This window comes from Streptomyces sp. NPDC029292, from assembly GCF_055569295.1.
The window spans coordinates 651,646-667,441 of record NZ_JBVHXR010000001.1; the positions used below are offsets into that span (position 1 = coordinate 651,646).

A 15,796-nucleotide genomic window follows, 5' to 3' on the forward strand; every position below is an offset into this window, starting at 1 on the left:
TTTGATGGAGCAGACGTGTGTACTTCGCATGGCCAGGCGGAGGCCGAGCAGGCCGGCGCCGGAAGACGCAACTTCCTGCGGGCGACGGCGCTGATCGGCGCGGCGGCGACGACGGTGGCGCTGCCCGCCACGGCGCGGGCGGCGGTTGGTGACGCGGGGTGGCGGCCCGACCCGGAGAGCCGTCGCTTCACCCTCGCCGTCATGCCCGACACGCAGTACCTCTTCGACGGGCCGAGCATCAACCCGGCGCCGATCGAGGCGTCGCTCCGCTATCTCCTGGAGCACGGCAAGGACGAGAACATCGTCTTCCTCTCCCATTTGGGCGACCTCACGGAGAACGGCGCGCAGGCCGAATTCGACGCGGCGGGCAAGGCGTTCGAGCTGCTCGACCGGCGCGGTGTGGGCTACAGCGTGCTGGCGGGCAACCACGACATCAGGTCGTCCACGGACGACCAGCGGGGCGCGACCCCGTACCTGGACGTCTTCGGACCGCGGCGCCTGGCGAGCAAGCGCACCTTCGGCGGTGCCTCGCCGGACGGCTACAACACCTTTCACCACTTCACGGCGGCGGGCCGGGAGTGGCTCGTCCTCGCGCTGGACTGGCGGCTGTCGGCGAAGGGCTACGTGTGGGCGAAGGACGTCATCGCCCAGCATCCGAAGGCGCCCGTCATCCTGACGACGCATGAACTGGTCGTCGGGGACGACACCCTCTCCTCCTACGGACAGCAGCTCTGGGACGAGCTGATCGAGGACCACGACCAGATCTTCCTCACCCTCAACGGGCACTACTGGCCCGCCGCCCGCGCCACCCGCGAGAACGCGGCCGGGAACGACGTACATCTGCACCTGACGAACTATCAGAACCGTTACTACGGCGGTGCGGCGATGATCCGCCTCTACCGCTTCGACCTCGACCGGAACACCATCGACGTCGAGACCATCTCGCCGTGGATCCTGGGCCGGGCGGCCGAGGGTCTCAACGAGCTGGAGCGCCAGGAGAGCGAACTCAGCGGCGACGCCGACCGGTTCTCGGTCGCCATCGACTTCGAGAAGCGCTTCTCGGGTTTCGCGCCGGTGCCCGCCCGGCCGTCGCGGCCCGCCGCGCGGATGCTGGTCCGCGGCACGGTCGCCTACTGGCGCTTCGACGGACACGAGGACGGTGCGGCGGTCGAGGGCACGGTCCGTGATCTGTCCGGGCACGGCAACGACCTGACCGTCGTCAAGGTCGCCGACGACTCCCTCACCTGGTCCTCGGCGCACCATCCCGACCAGCCAGGACATGGGAGCCTGGATTTCCAGGGCGGCAAGCCACCGCTGAAGGGCGCGTATCTGCGGACGGTGGACAGCGCCCCTCTCAACTCGGCGGTCTTCCGGCGCGGTTACACCATCGAGGCCTTCTACCAGCTGCCCGCCGACTGGGACGCCTCGCACCACGCGTGGGCCTCGCTGGTCAGCCGCACCGGCACGGGCGGCGGCGCGGGCAAGACCGAGGGCGACCCGGACGAGCCGCTCGCCACGCTCTCCCTCTCCGACGGGCCGGGACCGCAGTGGGCGGTCCGGCCGCTCAACCAGCAGGGCATCGCCACCAACTGGGGCGACGAGACGGCGCGGGAGCAGTGGTGGCACGTCGCCGTCGTCAACGACGGGTCGCATACGACGATGTACGTCCAGGGCTGCCCCGTCGCCCGCAACCCCACCGCCGCCGCCGTGGGGCTCACCTCGCTCGGGTTGCCCTGGCTGCTCGGCGGCTACGAGTACGCCGGGAAGATCGACCAGATTCTGCACGGCCGGCTCGGTGATGTACGGATCGCCGAACGCGCCCTGCCGGTCTCGGCGTTCATGAACCAGTCAACTACCCGGGACTAAAGTCCCGGGCTTGCACAACGGGCGTCACTGGCAGTGACGTGGCGTTTGCGTCCAGCCCACCCTTGAGTTTCAGGGGTGGGGCGGGGGCCGTTGACGGGGCCCCGCGTCGCCGCAACTGCCACGCTCTCGCGCGGATGTTGCGGGAGCCATTCCGGTCTGCGTGATCAACGAATCCACAGTTCCGGCACGCAAATCGAGCCTGGGAGACCCGGTTCGCCTGGTCGATGTGCCCGCACTCGGCGCAGGTGCGCGAGGTGTACGCCGGATCGACGTACACCACTGGCACCCCCGCCCTGCGGGCCTTATATGCGATGAACGCCCCCAGCTGAGCGAAGCCCCAGCTGGAGTGGGTGGCCCGTTGGGGCTTGCGAAGCCGTACCCGCTCGCGGATCCCCGTCAGATCTTCCAGGGCGATTCCGCGACCGGTGCGTTCTGCCTCGGCCACCACATGTTTCGCGATCTTGTGGTTGATGTCTTTCGCCCGCCGGGCTTCCTTGCGCCGCCGTTTCTTGGCTCGGCGCTTGGTGGACGGGGTGTTCTTCTTTTGCAGCTTGGTGCGCAGGCTGCGCTCACGGACCCGCATCCGGTTGAGCTCGCGTCCGGCCATGATCTCGCCGTCCGAGGTGGTGGCGATGTTCACGATCCCCAGATCGACACCCAGAAAGTCCACCGGATCCACGTTCAGTTCCGCCTCGGGAACCTCGCAGGTGGCGTTGAGGAACCACATGCCGTCCCGCTCCAGCAGGTCGGACTCACCCTTGCGGTACAGGGCGAGGGTGGCCAGCTGCTCGGGCGAGGCGGTGAAGGCCACGTTCTTCATCCGGCCACCGGTGGTCCAGATCGACACCGTGCGGTCGGGGATCTGCCAGGACAGCATCCGGTCGTCGAAGGGCTGGGCACCCCAGGGACGGAAGGCAACAGGCTTCTCGGTGGCGCGCCTGTGGCGCTTCGAGCCGGGGCGGCCCAGACGCCCCGCCTTCAGGTTCGCCTTCAGCGTGACGTAGGCGTCGCAGGTCTTCTTGATCACGTGCTGGGCGGCCTGCGCCCCCAGGTTCCACCGGGTCTTGACCTGCTCGTAGGTGTGCCTACGCAGGGCGAAGTTCTTGAACTCGCAGCGCTCGAAGGCCACTTCGCCCACCCAGCTGGCGGCCTCGTTGCAGGCGCGCAGGGTCGCCTCAAGTGCCGCCGCCTGCACGGGCGTCGGCAGCAGCTTGACCTGCACCACCAGCTTCACGATCACCGAACGTACACACCCGTACGACTTCCCGTCGCACGTTCCCCACCCATCACCCCACCGAGTGAACATGCCACCGTGTGTATGCCTCAACAGCTGCGCCGGACGCGACACCTGGTCGCTCCGCACCGGGCCGCGAGGATGCGCTTCCTCCCAGGACCGAAGCCCTGGGGTTCCTCACAAGAATCTGCTGAACGTGAGCGTGACCATGGCCTCGCGTCCCAACCCGCACAGCCTCCTGCACGAGCACGCCCACGTCGACGTGATCCGCGGCGCGGTGCGCGGCCCGGTGGCCGACCGTGACGACTGGCGGGCGCCCGACACCACGGTCGTACGCACGTGGGACGTGACCGGCCGCAAGGGGACGTACACCCTGCGCATCCCGCTGGTCGCGGGCGACGAGTCCTTCTACGTCCGGCTGCGCGGCAGCGACGGGAACCGCAACGGTGCGGGGTATCTCGGCGCCTCGATCGACCCGCACGGTCCGATTCCGCACGTGCCCGGAAACGGTGACCCGTGGGTCGATACGTGGTTCTATGCGAACCCGGTCTTCGTCGACGTGGAAGGTTCTTGATGAAACGTCAGTTTCTTGCCCTGGCCTCCCTGTTGGGTGCCTTCACGGTCGGCATGAGTACGTCGTCCGCGGTGGCCGGTGAGCCCCGCTGGACCGAGACCGGCACGGCGTACGTCGACTCGCTGAGCGGCGGTCAGGGGCTGGCGAGCCGCGCGGACGGCTCGCTGCTGCACCGCGGCCTCGCCTCCATCCCCCTCGATCTGCGCATCAAGGGCTGGAACCACGTCGGCGACCCGGACATCGCGCAGGGGTACGTCTTCGACGCCTATCAGGGACCGGACACGGCGACGTCGAAGATGTTCGCCGTCACCACACCCGCCGGAAGGCGCTACGAGTACGTCCACCAGCTCAACCCGGGCGAGAAGCTGAACAATTCCTTCGCCACCGTCTCGCCCGACGGGCAGTGGCTGGTCTCGGGCGAGTGGGGCGACCAGAACCGGCTCCAGGTCTTCCCCACTCCGCTGCTCAATCCGTCGACCCCGCGCAAGGGCGGCGCCCTGGCGGAGGCCTGGCAGATCACCCTCGACAAGCCGGTCCGTGACATCCAGGGCTGCGACTTCGTGAACGACACCCGCCTGCTGTGCGCCTCGGACGACAGCTCCCGCACGCTGTTCCCCGAGGACCGGCCGACCCTCCAGGTCGACCTGGAGCACCAGCTGGACGGTCAGCCGATCACGGGTCACGTCACCAGCCTCTTCGCCGTGCCGCAGCGCAGCCTGTGCACGGACGGGACGTACGAGGCGGAGGGCGTGGACTACGACGCCGTACGGGGCACGCTGCGCGCCGAGGTCGTCCAGCCCGGCGCGTGCGCACTGGCCACCACCGTGTACTCGTACCGGCAGCAATAACGGTCAGGCGTAGAACCGCGACAGACTCTGCAGGACGGCGGCGGGCTTCCCGCCGCCGTCGATCTCTATCGTGCCGTCCACGGCGATCTGCACCCCGCCCGGCACGTCCTCGACCGAGGCGAGCTTCGCGGCCAGCCGGATCCGCGAACCTACCTTCACCGGGGCGGGGAAACGCACCTTGTTCAGGCCGTAGTTGACCTTCGTCGACACGCCCTCGACGTCCAGCAGCCCGGTGAAGAGCGGGATGAAGAGGGAGAGGGTCAGATAGCCGTGCGCGATGGGCGCGCCGAAGGGGCCCGCCGCGGCCTTCTCCGGGTCGACGTGGATCCACTGGTGGTCGCCGGTCGCGTCGGCGAAGGTGTTGACGCGTTCCTGGGTGACCTCGATCCACTCGCTGGTGCCGAGGTCGCTGCCCGCGAGCTTCTTGAGTTCGTCGAGGCCGTTCACGGTGATGGTCACAGGGCGTTCCTTGTCTAGGAGTCGGTTGTGCCGTACCGCGTACGGACACGGGCCTTGAGGAGCTTTCCGGAGGCGGTGCGCGGGAGTTCGTCCGCGACGACGACCGACTTCGGGATCTTGTACTTGGCGAGGCGTCCGGCCAGCGACGCCAGGACGGCGTCCGGGTCCAGGTCGGCCCCCTCGCGGCCGACGACGACCGCGCGCGGCACCTCGCCCCACTTGTCGTCGGCCACTCCGATGACGGCGCACTCGACGATGTCGGGGTGGGCGAGGAGCAGGTCCTCGATCTCGGCGGGATAGATGTTCTCGCCGCCCGAGATGATCATGTCCTTGATGCGGTCGACGATGAAGACATAGCCGTCCTCGTCGACGCGTGCGGCGTCCCCGCTGCGGAACCAGCCGTCGGCGAAGACGGCGGCCGTCTCGTCGGGCAGGCCCCAGTAGCCGGGCATGACGTGCGGCCCGCGGACGATCACTTCGCCCGTCTCCCCGACGTCGACCGGCGTGAAGTCGGGCCGTACCACCCGAACATCGCTGAAGAAGTGCGGCACCCCCGCCGAACCCGCCTTGCCGACCGCGTGTTCCGCGTCCAGGAAGAGGGTGCCGGGCGCGGCCTCGGTCATGCCGTACCCCTGGAGGAAGGTGAGCCCGCGTTCCTGGTAGGCGGCGATGAGCGGGGTCGGCACGGGTGAGCCGCCGCAGGTGAGGATGCGCAGCGAGGACAGGTCGGCGTCGGCCCAGCGCGGATGGCGGGCCACCTGGTCGAACATGGTCGGCACGCCGAACATGAAGGTGATCCGGTGCCGTTCGATCAGGTCGAAGGTGGCCGCCGGGTCGAAGGACTCGACCAGGACGCAGGTGCCGCCTTTGAGGAGCACCGGCAGGGCGAGCATGTTGAGCCCGGCCGTGTGGAACAACGGGGCGGAGACCAGGGCGCGTTCGTCGGTGATCAGATCGTGGTCGACGAGCACGTTGACCGCGTTCCAGGTCAGATTGCCGTGGGTGAGCATCGCGCCCTTGGGGCGGCCCGTCGTGCCCGAGGTGTACATGATGATGCAGGTGTCGTCGGCGGTGACGGGCTGGTCGACCGGCTCGTCGGCGGCTCCGGCGATCAACTCCTCGTAGCGGGCGCCGACTTCGACGAATGTCCGTACGTCGGAGCTGCCCGGCAGGCCTGCGACGAGCCCGGCCAGCGACGGCGCGTACACGAGGACCTTGGCTCCCGAGTCGCCCAGCTGGTAGGCGATCTCGGGCCCGGCGAGGCGGGGGTTGAGCGGTACGAAGACCGCGCCCAGCATGCCCGCCGCGAAGAGGGTCTCGAGGTACGACGGATGGTTGGGGCCGAGGTAGGCGACCCGGTCGCCGCGGCGCAGGCCCAGGGCGCGCAGGGCCTGTGCGAGACGGGTCGTGCGTGCGTACAGCTCGGCGTAGCTCACGCTGTTGTCGCCGTGGATCAGGGCGGTGCGGTGCGGGGTCTTGCGGGCCCGGCGTGCGGGCCATGACCCCAGTCCCTCATTGCGCATCCGATGCCCCTTACGGTGTGAGCCCGAGCAGACGGGCGGCGTTCTCCTTGAGGATCTTCGGCTTGACCTCGTCCTTGATCGGCAGCTTCTCGAAGTCGGCGAGCCAGCGGTCGGGGGTGAGGACGGGGAAGTCGGAGCCGAAGAGCACCTTGTCCTTCAGCAGCGTGTTGGCGTACTGCACCAGCTGCGGCGGAAAGTACTTCGGCGACCAGCCGGACAGGTCGATGTGCACGCCCGGCTTGTGCGTGGCCACGGCGAGGGCCTCGTCCTGCCAGGGGAAGGACGGGTGCGCCAGGATGATCTTCAGGTGCGGGAAGTCGGCCGCGACGTCGTCGACGTGCAGCGGGTTCGAGTACTTGAGCCGGATCCCGCCGCCGCCGGGCACTCCGGCGCCGATCCCCGTCTGCCCGGTGTGGAAGAGGGCGATCGCGCCGGTCTCCTCGATCACCTCGTACAGGTCGTACGCCACCGACCTGTCGTTGGGGAAGAAGCCCTGGATGCTGGGGTGGAACTTGAAGCCCTTCACCCCGTACTCCTCGACCAGGCGGCGGGCCTGCTTGACCCCCGCCTTGCCGCGGAAGGGGTCGATGGAGGCGAAGGGAATCAGCACGTCCGGGTTGGCGGCGGCCGCCTCGGCGACCTCCTCGTTCGGGACGGGCTCGGTGCCGGTGGCGGACTCGGCGTCGACCGTGAAGATCACGGCGGCCATCTTCCGCTCGCGGTAGTAGGCGGCCGTCTCCTCCAGGGTGGGCTTCCGCTTGCCCTCGACCTTGAAGTAGGCGCTGGAGGCGTCATGCAGATCGTCGTCGAGCGAGGAGTGGCCCTTCGACGACACCTCGGCGTGGGTGTGGACGTCGATCGCGACGAGTTCGTTCAGGTCCATCACGCCTCCGGCAGCTTGGGCGCGGGGATCCCTACGGTCTGCGGTTCGGCGCCGACGGAGGTGGCCCAGGCGTCGGCGAGGGTGTCCGGGGTCCAGCCGCCGTCCGCGTACGCCGCCTTGATCTCCTGCGGATGCGACCAGAGTGCCACCTTGTCGCCGCCGATGCCGATGGCTTGCCCGGTGACACCGCGCGCGGCCTCCGAGGCGAGGAAGGGAACGAGGGCCGCGCAGTCCTCGGGGGTGCCGAAGCCCTCGCCCTTGCGGAGGAAGTCGGGCAGCGGCTCGCCGTTCCTCATGGCCTCGATGTAGGGGGCGAAGACGGGGATGGTCTCGGTCATCGCGGTGGCCGCGACCGGCACGATCGCGTTGACGGTGATGCCCGCGCGGCCCAGCTCCATCGACCAGGTACGGGCCATGGCGGCGATGCCCGCCTTCGCGGCGGCGTAGTTCGTCTGGCCGAAGTTCCCGCGCTGCCCGGCCGGCGAGCCGACCAGGATCAGGGAGCCGCCCTCGCCCTGCTCGCGCATCCGCACGGCGGCGGCGCGGGCGCAGGTGAAGGTGCCCTTCAGATGGGTGGTGATCACCGCGTCGAAGTCGTCGTCGGTCATCTTCCACAGCACCTTGTCGCGCAGGATGCCCGCGTTGGTGACCAGGATGTCGAGCCGTCCGAACTCCTCGACCGCGCGGGCCACGAGCCGGTCCGCGGCCTCGCTGGTACCGACCGCGACCACCTCGGCCACGGCCCTGCCGCCGGCCTCGGTGATGGACTTCACGGCCTGCTCGGCCACGGCCTCGTCGACGTCGTTGACGACCACGGAGGCGCCCACGGCCGCGAGGGCGTGTGCGTAGGCCAGGCCGAGGCCACGGCCACTGCCGGTGACGACGGCCACCTTGCCGGTGAGATCGATGCTGGGCACGAGGGGGTCCCTTCGAGATGCGGTCGGCTCAAGATGCGGTGAGCCGCTGGAAGCGCGGCTTCACGTTCGGTGCTGCGGCTACGAGATCGAAGCTAAAGACAATAATTGTTGACGTCAATAGTTGTTGCCGACTCGTCCGTGCGTCATGCTGTGCGGAGTACGGCGTGATGTCGTGCCGAGTACGTACGAACCGCCCCCGCCCGGGGCCCGGCCCAGGGAGCCCGTCATCGCAGGCCAGCCGCATGCCACCAACCCCGCCCCCATCGACGCCCAGGAGCCGTGGATGCGCGGGCTGCACGCGGACACCGGCTATCTGCTGTACCGCCTGGGCCTGCGCTCCGGTCAGCTCTTCAACACGTTCCTGCAGGAGTCGGGACTGCGCCTGCGCCACTACGCGCTGCTGCGCTTCCTGGCCACCTCCGAGGGCGCGCTGCAGCGGGAACTGAGCACGCGGCTCGGCTATGACCCGAGCGCGATCGTCGGTCTGGTCGACGACCTGGAGAAGCTCGGTTTCGCCGAGCGCCGCCCGTCGCCGGACGACCGCCGCAGCCGGATCGTCGTGCTGACGCAGGACGGCCGGTCCTTCCTGCGCGACACCGACGAAGCGGGCCTGCGCGTCACGAACGATCTGCTCCGGCCCCTCGACCTCGCCGAGCGCGAGACCCTGCACACCCTCCTGCAACGGATCGCGGAAACCGAACTCGACTCATGACCACCCTGTCCGCGCCCGACCGCCTCCTCGCCGTGCTCGCCGCCTTCGACCACGAGCACCCGGCGCTGTCCCTGACGGACATCAGCCGCCGGGCCGGGCTCACCCTCACCACGGCCCACCGGCTGGTGGGCGCGCTCACCGAGTGGGGCGCCCTGGAGCGGGACGAGGACGGTGTCTACCACGTGGGCCTGCGCCTGTGGGAGGTCGCGGCGCTCGCTCCGCGCGGTCTCGCGCTGCGGCAGATCGCGCTGCCGTACCTGGAGGACCTGTACGAAGCGACGCACGAGAACGTGCAGCTGGCGGTCCGCGACGGCTCCGAGGTCGTGTACATCGAGTGGATCTCCGGGCGCTCCGCGGTCGGCGTCCGCATCCAGGTGGGCGCCCGCTGGCCCCTGCACGCGACCGGTGTGGGGCTCGCCCTCCTCGCGCACGGCGACCCGGCGTTCCAGGAGACGTACTGCGACCGTCCGCTCGCCTCCTTCACGCCGTACACCCTCACCGATCCGGTGCGGCTGCGCCGGGTGCTGGCCGAAGTCCGGCGCACGGGTGTGGCGGTGAGCAGCCGTCAGGTCACCGACGACGCCGTGTCGGTGGCGGCTCCGGTGCTCGGCGCGGGCGGCACAGTGGTGGCGGCCGTCTCGGTCGTGGTGCCCCAAGTCGACGCGCAGGTCCCGGCGTTGATCCCTGCGGTGCGGCTCGCGGCGCGCGGGATCTCGCGGGTACTGGGGTGGCAGCCGCAGACGCCGGTCGAGCGGGGCTCTTAGCGGCGCAACGCGGGGGCCCGACGGGCACCTGGCCGGGCTGCTGGGCGCCGAGGGCCTGGGCGCGCTGAGCCTGACCGCGCCCCCGCTGATCATCGCGATCGCGTTCGGTCTTGCCATGGACTACGAGCTGTTCATCCTCGGCCGCATGCGCGAGACCTGGCTGCGGACCGGTGACCATCAGGGGGCCGTGGTGGACGGTCTGCGCCGCTCCGGCCGCGTGGTCACCTGCGCCGCCCTGCTCCTCGCCGTCGTGTTCGGCGCGTTCATGACGGGCGGCTTCTCACCCATCCTGCAGATCGGCCTCGGGCTGATCCTGGCGGTCCTGATCGACGCGACGGTCGTGCGGATGCTCCTCGTACCGGCGACCATGGCGCTGCTCGGGCGGCGGGCATGGTGGGCGCCGGGTCCGCTGCGGCGGGCGCACGACCGGTTCGGGGTGCGCGAGGAAGCAGCGCCCCGGCAGCAACTCGCCCGTAAGTGAACCCTAGTTGAGGCAGTCCGTCGCCGTAGCACGGCGGGTGACGGACTGCTTCGCGAGATGGACGCGGAACTCGTAGCAGCCTTCGTTCCACACCGGTTGCTGCAGGGCATTGACCTTGGCGACGACGATCACCTCGGCGGACGACCGCTCCGTGCCGACCGGTACGGCTACCGGGTCGTCGACCGCGGGCAGGCCCAACGAGTCCGTCCTCGGCAGCGCGAGGGCCCGTGCCAACTCGGCGTCCGTCAGCCTCCTGTCGGTGACAGCGCGGTCGAGCCGCCGCTCGATCTTCTGTGCGCTCGCTTCGAGTTCGGCACGCCGGGCCGCCTCCGCCCGGGCTTCCCGCTCGCGCTCGATGCGGAAACAGCCGTCCGGCTCCAGCTTCCTGGAGGTGACAGTGACGGGCTTCCGCCCGGCGCGGAACTCGTAGCAGTCCCGGTTCTGCGAGCCGAGCCCCTTGGACAGCAGGACGAGAGTGGTCAGTCGGCCGTCCTTGGTCTCCTGGCCCGTCCGGGCGATTCCGTAGGTCTGCCAGACAGGTGCGTGCTCGACGGCTGTGAGCCCCCCGCGGGCAACGGCCGCGCGCAGTTCCGCGACGACGTCCGCGGCCACCGCGGCGGGATCCCGGTACGAGGTCGTCGGCCGGTCGCGGCAGCTCGCGGCGGGCAGTTCGTGCGCGGAAACAGTGGGCGGGTCGGCGGCCGGGACGGCCTCCAAGCGGTAGCAGCCGGTCTCCGTGCGGCCCCCGAAGCCACCCCCCATGCCCATGAACAGCGCGGTCACCGTGACCTGCTGTCCGTGGCGCCGGACATCGGCCCGGGGCTTGCCCGTGCCGGCGACCGCCCGGTCGATCTCGGTCCCCAGCAGCGTGCCGTCCGCCGCCGCCCGCAACAGCCGGGTCCGCGTCAGTTCCACGGACTGCTTGAGCCTGTCGTGCGCCGCGTCCTGGTCCTGCCGGCCACTGATCCAGAGCCAGGCCATCCCGCTCAGGACCAGCACCAGGGCGAGCCCCAGCACGGCCAGCAGACCGTCCACCAGACATCCCCCGCGTCTCGCCACACCGGCAGGTTCCCCCAGGGCCACACGCACCACGGGGGCCGTGTCCGACACGTGATCGAACAGGGCCCCGTACGAGACAGGCCGCTCAGCCGGGCAGCGCGGCCAGCAGCCGCTGGTCCCGCGGCGCCGACCCGCGGTCGAGCCGCGCGCCCAGCAGCCGCCGTGCCGCTTCACAACGCCCCGCCGCCACAAGGGCGTACAGCAGCGTCTCCTCGACGACCTCGCGCTGCGCCGCGCTGCCACCGACCTTGCGGAGCACCGGCAAGAGGGCGTCGAGGCCGCGGGCCGCCTCCTGGAACCGCTCCTCGACGAGCGCGGCGAAGGCCTCGCACAGCGGCACGATGACCTCGCGCTGTACGGGGTCGGCGCCCGCGGCGTGGTCGCGCAGGCGGCGCAGGGCCGCCAGGTCCCCGGCGGCGGCGAGGGCGACCGCCACGTGCAGCGCGGTGAACGCGGTCGCGGGCCGCTCCACGACCTCGCGCGCGACGGTGTCGAGAACGTCCGCCGCGGGCACCTGCCCGCGCCAGCTGTCGCTCAGCCGGGCCCGCCACAGCAGCGACCCCGAGTCGACCAGCGCCCGCACCCCGCTCACGCGCCCGGGGGCGAGCTGCGCGAACCAGCGCCTGCGTACGGCGGCGGGGTCGTCCAAGGCCAGTTCGTGCAGGGCGATGTGCCAGGAGAAATGGGCCCGGTGGACGGCGCCCCGGCCCTGCCCGGACACCCACGCGTCGAGCCAGTCGCGGCCCGCCGCGTGGGCGCCGGACTCGTAGTGGACGTGGGCGAGCGCGTGCACGGCGTGGCCGGAGGCGGGCTCGGCGGCCAGCGCGCGGTGGGCCAGCTCGGCGGCCTCCTGGAAGCGGCCCTGTTCCTGGCGCAGGAAGGCCAGCAGCGAGGTGTGGAACCAGTGGCCGTCGTACGCCGGCGAGGTGCGCTCGACCAGGCGCAGCGCATAGGCGTCGTCGAGGTCGTTGATACCGGAGAAGGCGATGGTGGGCACGGCGGCGGCGAGTGCGAGCGCGTCGGCGGGATGCGTGTCGAGATGCCCGAGGAGGGCGTCGGCACCCCCGGCACCCCCGGCACCCCCGTCCGCGGAGGCGCCCTGGATGCGGCGCGTGACGACGTCCACGAAGGACCGCTCGCGCTCGTCGGCCCGTTCGCGCGCCGAGCGCTGCGCGTCGGCGAGGGCCCTCGGTACGTCGATGTCGGCGCCGCACTCGTGGCCGAGCAGGGCGAGCGCGGCGTGCCCGAGCGCGAAACCGGGGTCGAGGGCCACCGCGCGTCCGAAGGCGTCCTCGGCTCCGGCCCTGACCTTGAGGACCCGGTCGAGCCCGGTGCGGTAGGCGGCGGCCGCGTCGGCGTGCGTGGACAGGGCGAGCCCGAGCGCGTCGACGGGCCTGCGGCGCACCGCCCGCCGCCGCGGCGTCAACGGTGCGAGCAACTCCTGCGCCAGGGCGGCGGCCTGGACGCGGATCTCCGGAATGGCCGTGGTCTCCCACAGCTCACCGCGCCGCGGAGCGCCGAGCGTGAACAGCGGGCGCTCGGCGCGGCCTTCGGCGTCGAGGAGACGGCCGTCGCGGGTCGCGGCACCCATGCCCAGCGGGCCGGGCACCGCGGCACCGGCGTCGAACAGCGAACGCCACAAGGGATCTTCGGGGCGCGGTCCGGGTCCGGTGCAGTCGATGACCCAACCAACCTGTACGTCAAGGCCGTTGGAGAGCGTGACGACGACCGGGCCGTCGCCCTGGACGGCGGCGCCCGCGACCGTGGCGGCATGCACCCGCAGTCGCCGGGCGGTACGAGCGCGGGACACCGACTCGGCCGTCGCGGGCGCCATCCGGTGGCGATGGGTGTTCCACACCGTGCCTTCCCGCTGCAGGAAGGCGGCCCGTTCCTCGGGGGTGAGGCTGCGCCACAGCCGCGCGGTGTGCGGGCGCAGGCTGTCGAGCGCGGGGCGCCAGTCGCCGTGGGTGCGGACGGCCCGGCCGATGTGACGGTAGACGGTCCTGCGCAGCGCGGACAGCGACGGCGCGTCGAGCCCGTCGGGGGCGGCCATCGCTCCGGCGGGGCTGAGCGTGTGCGGCTGGGGCAGCAGGCCGCCCCGGGAGACGGCGTGCACAGTGCGTCCGGGCCGGTCGAGGCTCAGGGCCAGGTCCACCGCCGTGAGTCCGCTGCCCACCAGCAGCACGTCGGCGGTGTCGGCGAGCGGACCGTCGAGGGCGTCCGGCGACCAGGGCGACCGTATGAAGCGTCCGGAGGCACGCAGTCCGGCCGGGGCCCAGTCGCCCCGCGTGGCGGCGGGCCCGGTGGCGAGCACCGCGCTGTCGGCCACCAGGTGTCCCCCGTCGGCGAGGTGGAACTCCATCCCGCCCTCGGGGGTGCCGGTACAGCTCTCCGCCCGGGTCCGCAGCCGGCGTACGGCGACCGTGCCGTGGCCCCGCACGATCGCCTGGGCCAGGGTGTCGGCCAGGTAGGCGCCGTACCGGTAGCGGGTGGCGAAGTCGGTGCCGGTGACGGTGGGTTCGCCGTGCCGGCACAGCCAGCGGGTGAAGTGGCCGGCGTCGTCGGGGTAGCAACTCATGCCACCCGCGGGCACGTTGAGCCTGTGCCGCGGGTCGGGGGTGGCGTAGGCGGTGCCGCCTCCGGCTTCCGGGGCCGGGTCGACCAGGACGATGTCGAGGGGCACCCGGCGGCGGGTCGCCGTCTCGCACAGCTGGACAGCGGTGAGCGTGCCGGCGGCACCCGCTCCGACGATGGCCACGGTGTGCCGCTTGCGGGCTGGAATCACAAATACCTCCGGCGAGGGTGTACTGCGGGCTCGGTAAGCGGAACTCCTTCTTCACTATTCCGACCGGACAGGTGGGGAAGGGCTCCCGGCATGGGGATCTCACCGGAAACTCAGGGCGCCTGTCGGCTGCTCATACTCTGTTCACAAACTGCGGCGGCCCGGCAACCGTGGTTTCAGGCCTTCCCGCACGCTGTCTTCACAGGAATCTCAGGTGGGGCCCGGGGATTCAAAGGATCAACCCATGGAAGTGGCGCAAGATGCACCCCCAGTGGTGATCTAAGAAAGGCGTGCCGTGGGCGTCCCTCAGATATCGAACCGGTCCGGGCAGACAGCGGGCCGGTCCGACCGGCCCGCGTGGTCACGGCGCGGGATTCTCGCCGTCCTCGGTGCCGTACCGGCCGTCGCCCTGACGGGCTGCAGCGACTCTGCGGACGCCTCGGAGGGGACCACCGGCGCGACGACGGCAGCAAGCACGCAAGCCAAGGCCAAGGTCAGAACGCCGACGGTCACCGTCACGCCCGCCGACGGCACGAAGAAGGCCGATTTCAGCAGCCCGGTCGAGGTGACCGTCACCGACGGCACGCTCTCGACCGTCAAGGTCACCGGCAACGACGGTTCCACCCTGGCCGGGTCCCTCAATGACGCCCGTACGAAATGGATCTCCACCAGGAATCCGTACTCGGGCACCAAGTACACGGTCACAGCGAAGCCACAGGGCGCCGACGAGCAGACCGCGACCTTCGTCACGAAGTCCCCCGGCGAGACCTTCGTGGGCTATTTCACTCCCGAGGCGAATTCGACCTCCGGCGTCGGCATGCCCGTGTCGATCAACTTCACCGAGGCCGTCAAGGACCGGGCCGCCGTCGAGAAGGCGATCACGGTGACGGCCGAGCCCGCGGTCGAGGTGGTCGGCCACTGGTTCAGTGACACCCGGCTCGACTTCCGGCCCGAGGAGTACTGGGCCGCGGGCACGAAGATCACGCTGAGCCTGCGCCTCAAGGACGTCGAGGGCACGGACGGCGTCTACGGCACGCAGTCCAAGGACGTCACCTTCCACATCGGCCGCCGCCAGGTCAGCACGGTCGACCTGGCGAAGAAGACGATGACGGTCGAGCGGGACGGCTCGACCCTCGCCACCTACCCGGTGAGCGGTGGCGACGCCGACCACACCACCTGGTCCGGGATCATGGTGATCAGCGAGCGGTTCAAGGAGACCCGGATGGAGTCCTCGACCGTCGGTCTCGGCGACGAGTACGACATCGCGGACGTCCCGCACGCCCAGCGCCTGACCACGTCCGGCACCTTCATCCACGGCAACTACTGGGCCTCGACGTCGGTCTTCGGCAGCAGCAACACCAGTCACGGCTGCGTCGGTCTGCACGACGCCAAGGGCGCCGACGACAACTCCGTGGCGGGCTACAAGTTCTACAACAGCTCGATCCTCGGCGACGTGGTGATCGTCAAGAACTCGGGCGAGAAGACCGTCGAGGCGTCCAACGGCCTCAACGGGTGGAACCTGTCGTGGGCGGACTGGAAGGCGGGGAGCGCTCTCTAGGACGTACACCGCGTACGTCCCTGAAACCCCCCGTTTCATTGCCTGAACTCCCGTACAGGGAAAGGACTTTATCGACTTCACCTCTTGACGGTTGGAGTGACAGAGAGCACATTGGCCGCGCAGCTGCCTGTGAGAG

12 protein-coding genes and 2 pseudogenes are annotated in these 15,796 nt (G+C 70.6%); 7 read left to right on the forward strand and 7 right to left on the reverse strand.

Going from position 1 to position 15,796, the window contains the following annotated elements:
- Positions 1–15: 15 nt before the first annotated feature.
- A complete protein-coding gene (locus ACZ4WS_RS03010; protein WP_467976560.1) occupies positions 16–1,866 on the forward strand; it encodes a LamG-like jellyroll fold domain-containing protein in 1,851 nt (616 codons plus the stop codon).
- Here ACZ4WS_RS03010 and ACZ4WS_RS03015 read toward each other — a convergent pair.
- Positions 1,853–3,100, reverse strand: coding sequence for an RNA-guided endonuclease InsQ/TnpB family protein (locus ACZ4WS_RS03015; protein ID WP_467976561.1), 1,248 nt, complete (start codon positions 3,098–3,100; stop codon positions 1,853–1,855). The genes ACZ4WS_RS03010 and ACZ4WS_RS03015 overlap by 14 nt on opposite strands.
- A 190-nt stretch (positions 3,101–3,290) precedes the next feature.
- Here ACZ4WS_RS03015 and ACZ4WS_RS03020 point away from each other — a divergent pair.
- Both ACZ4WS_RS03020 and ACZ4WS_RS03025 read left to right on the forward strand, forming a co-directional pair.
- Positions 3,291–3,674 (forward strand): annotated as a pseudogene (locus ACZ4WS_RS03020) (histidinol-phosphatase); the annotation flags it as partial.
- Positions 3,674–4,522 (forward strand): hypothetical protein, encoded by an 849-nt coding sequence (locus tag ACZ4WS_RS03025; protein ID WP_467976563.1) that lies wholly within the window; start codon positions 3,674–3,676, stop codon positions 4,520–4,522. The pseudogene ACZ4WS_RS03020 and the gene ACZ4WS_RS03025, both read left to right, overlap by 1 nt.
- Before the next feature lie 3 nt (positions 4,523–4,525).
- Here ACZ4WS_RS03025 and ACZ4WS_RS03030 read toward each other — a convergent pair whose 3' ends face one another.
- Genes ACZ4WS_RS03030 through ACZ4WS_RS03045 form a run of 4 tightly spaced genes read right to left on the reverse strand, consistent with a single transcriptional unit; the run spans position 4,526 to position 8,304 of the window.
- Entirely contained in the window at positions 4,526–4,981 is a 456-nt protein-coding gene (locus tag ACZ4WS_RS03030) for a MaoC family dehydratase (RefSeq protein ID WP_467976564.1), read from the reverse strand.
- Positions 4,982–4,995: 14 nt separating this feature from the next.
- Positions 4,996–6,504 (reverse strand): acyl-CoA synthetase, encoded by a 1,509-nt coding sequence (locus tag ACZ4WS_RS03035; protein ID WP_467976566.1) that lies wholly within the window; start codon positions 6,502–6,504, stop codon positions 4,996–4,998.
- Between the two features lie 10 nt (positions 6,505–6,514).
- Complete coding sequence (locus ACZ4WS_RS03040) at positions 6,515–7,387, reverse strand: amidohydrolase family protein (RefSeq protein WP_467976567.1); 873 nt, start codon at positions 7,385–7,387, stop codon at positions 6,515–6,517.
- Positions 7,387–8,304, reverse strand: a complete 918-nt coding sequence (locus ACZ4WS_RS03045) for an SDR family NAD(P)-dependent oxidoreductase (RefSeq protein ID WP_467976569.1) — start codon at positions 8,302–8,304, stop codon at positions 7,387–7,389. Before ACZ4WS_RS03045 ends, ACZ4WS_RS03040 begins: the two co-directional genes overlap by 1 nt.
- Before the next feature lie 283 nt (positions 8,305–8,587).
- Here ACZ4WS_RS03045 and ACZ4WS_RS03050 point away from each other — a divergent pair, with 283 nt between their 5' ends.
- The 3 genes and pseudogenes from ACZ4WS_RS03050 to ACZ4WS_RS03060 form a co-directional block, all read left to right on the forward strand.
- Entirely contained in the window at positions 8,588–9,016 is a 429-nt protein-coding gene (locus ACZ4WS_RS03050; RefSeq protein ID WP_467977156.1) for a MarR family winged helix-turn-helix transcriptional regulator, read from the forward strand.
- A complete protein-coding gene (locus ACZ4WS_RS03055) occupies positions 9,013–9,780 on the forward strand; it encodes an IclR family transcriptional regulator (RefSeq protein WP_467976570.1) in 768 nt (255 codons plus the stop codon). Before ACZ4WS_RS03050 ends, ACZ4WS_RS03055 begins: the two co-directional genes overlap by 4 nt.
- 19 nt (positions 9,781–9,799) lie before the next feature.
- A pseudogene (locus ACZ4WS_RS03060) lies at positions 9,800–10,261 on the forward strand (MMPL family transporter); the annotation flags it as partial.
- Positions 10,262–10,264: 3 nt separating this feature from the next.
- On the opposite strand, the gene ACZ4WS_RS03065 reads toward ACZ4WS_RS03060, so the two are convergent.
- Both ACZ4WS_RS03065 and ACZ4WS_RS03070 read right to left on the reverse strand, forming a co-directional pair.
- Entirely contained in the window at positions 10,265–11,320 is a 1,056-nt protein-coding gene (locus ACZ4WS_RS03065; protein ID WP_467976572.1) for a hypothetical protein, read from the reverse strand.
- A gap of 85 nt (positions 11,321–11,405) precedes the next feature.
- Positions 11,406–14,105, reverse strand: a complete 2,700-nt coding sequence (locus ACZ4WS_RS03070) for an FAD/NAD(P)-binding protein (protein ID WP_467976574.1) — start codon at positions 14,103–14,105, stop codon at positions 11,406–11,408.
- Positions 14,106–14,397: 292 nt separating this feature from the next.
- Here ACZ4WS_RS03070 and ACZ4WS_RS03075 point away from each other — a divergent pair, with 292 nt between their 5' ends.
- Positions 14,398–15,660, forward strand: a complete 1,263-nt coding sequence (locus tag ACZ4WS_RS03075) for a L,D-transpeptidase (protein ID WP_467976576.1) — start codon at positions 14,398–14,400, stop codon at positions 15,658–15,660.
- Positions 15,661–15,796 lie beyond the last annotated feature (136 nt).

Bases quoted from the DNA above. Each gene is read 5' to 3' on its own strand.
- ACZ4WS_RS03025 (WP_467976563.1), top strand. From the start codon at position 3,674: ATGAAACGTCAGTTTCTTGCCCTGGCCTCCCTGTTGGGTGCCTTCACG.
- ACZ4WS_RS03035 (WP_467976566.1), bottom strand. From the start codon at position 6,504: ATGCGCAATGAGGGACTGGGGTCATGGCCCGCACGCCGGGCCCGCAAG.
- ACZ4WS_RS03040 (WP_467976567.1), bottom strand. From the start codon at position 7,387: ATGGACCTGAACGAACTCGTCGCGATCGACGTCCACACCCACGCCGAG.
- ACZ4WS_RS03050 (WP_467977156.1), top strand. From the start codon at position 8,588: ATGCGCGGGCTGCACGCGGACACCGGCTATCTGCTGTACCGCCTGGGC.
- ACZ4WS_RS03055 (WP_467976570.1), top strand. From the start codon at position 9,013: ATGACCACCCTGTCCGCGCCCGACCGCCTCCTCGCCGTGCTCGCCGCC.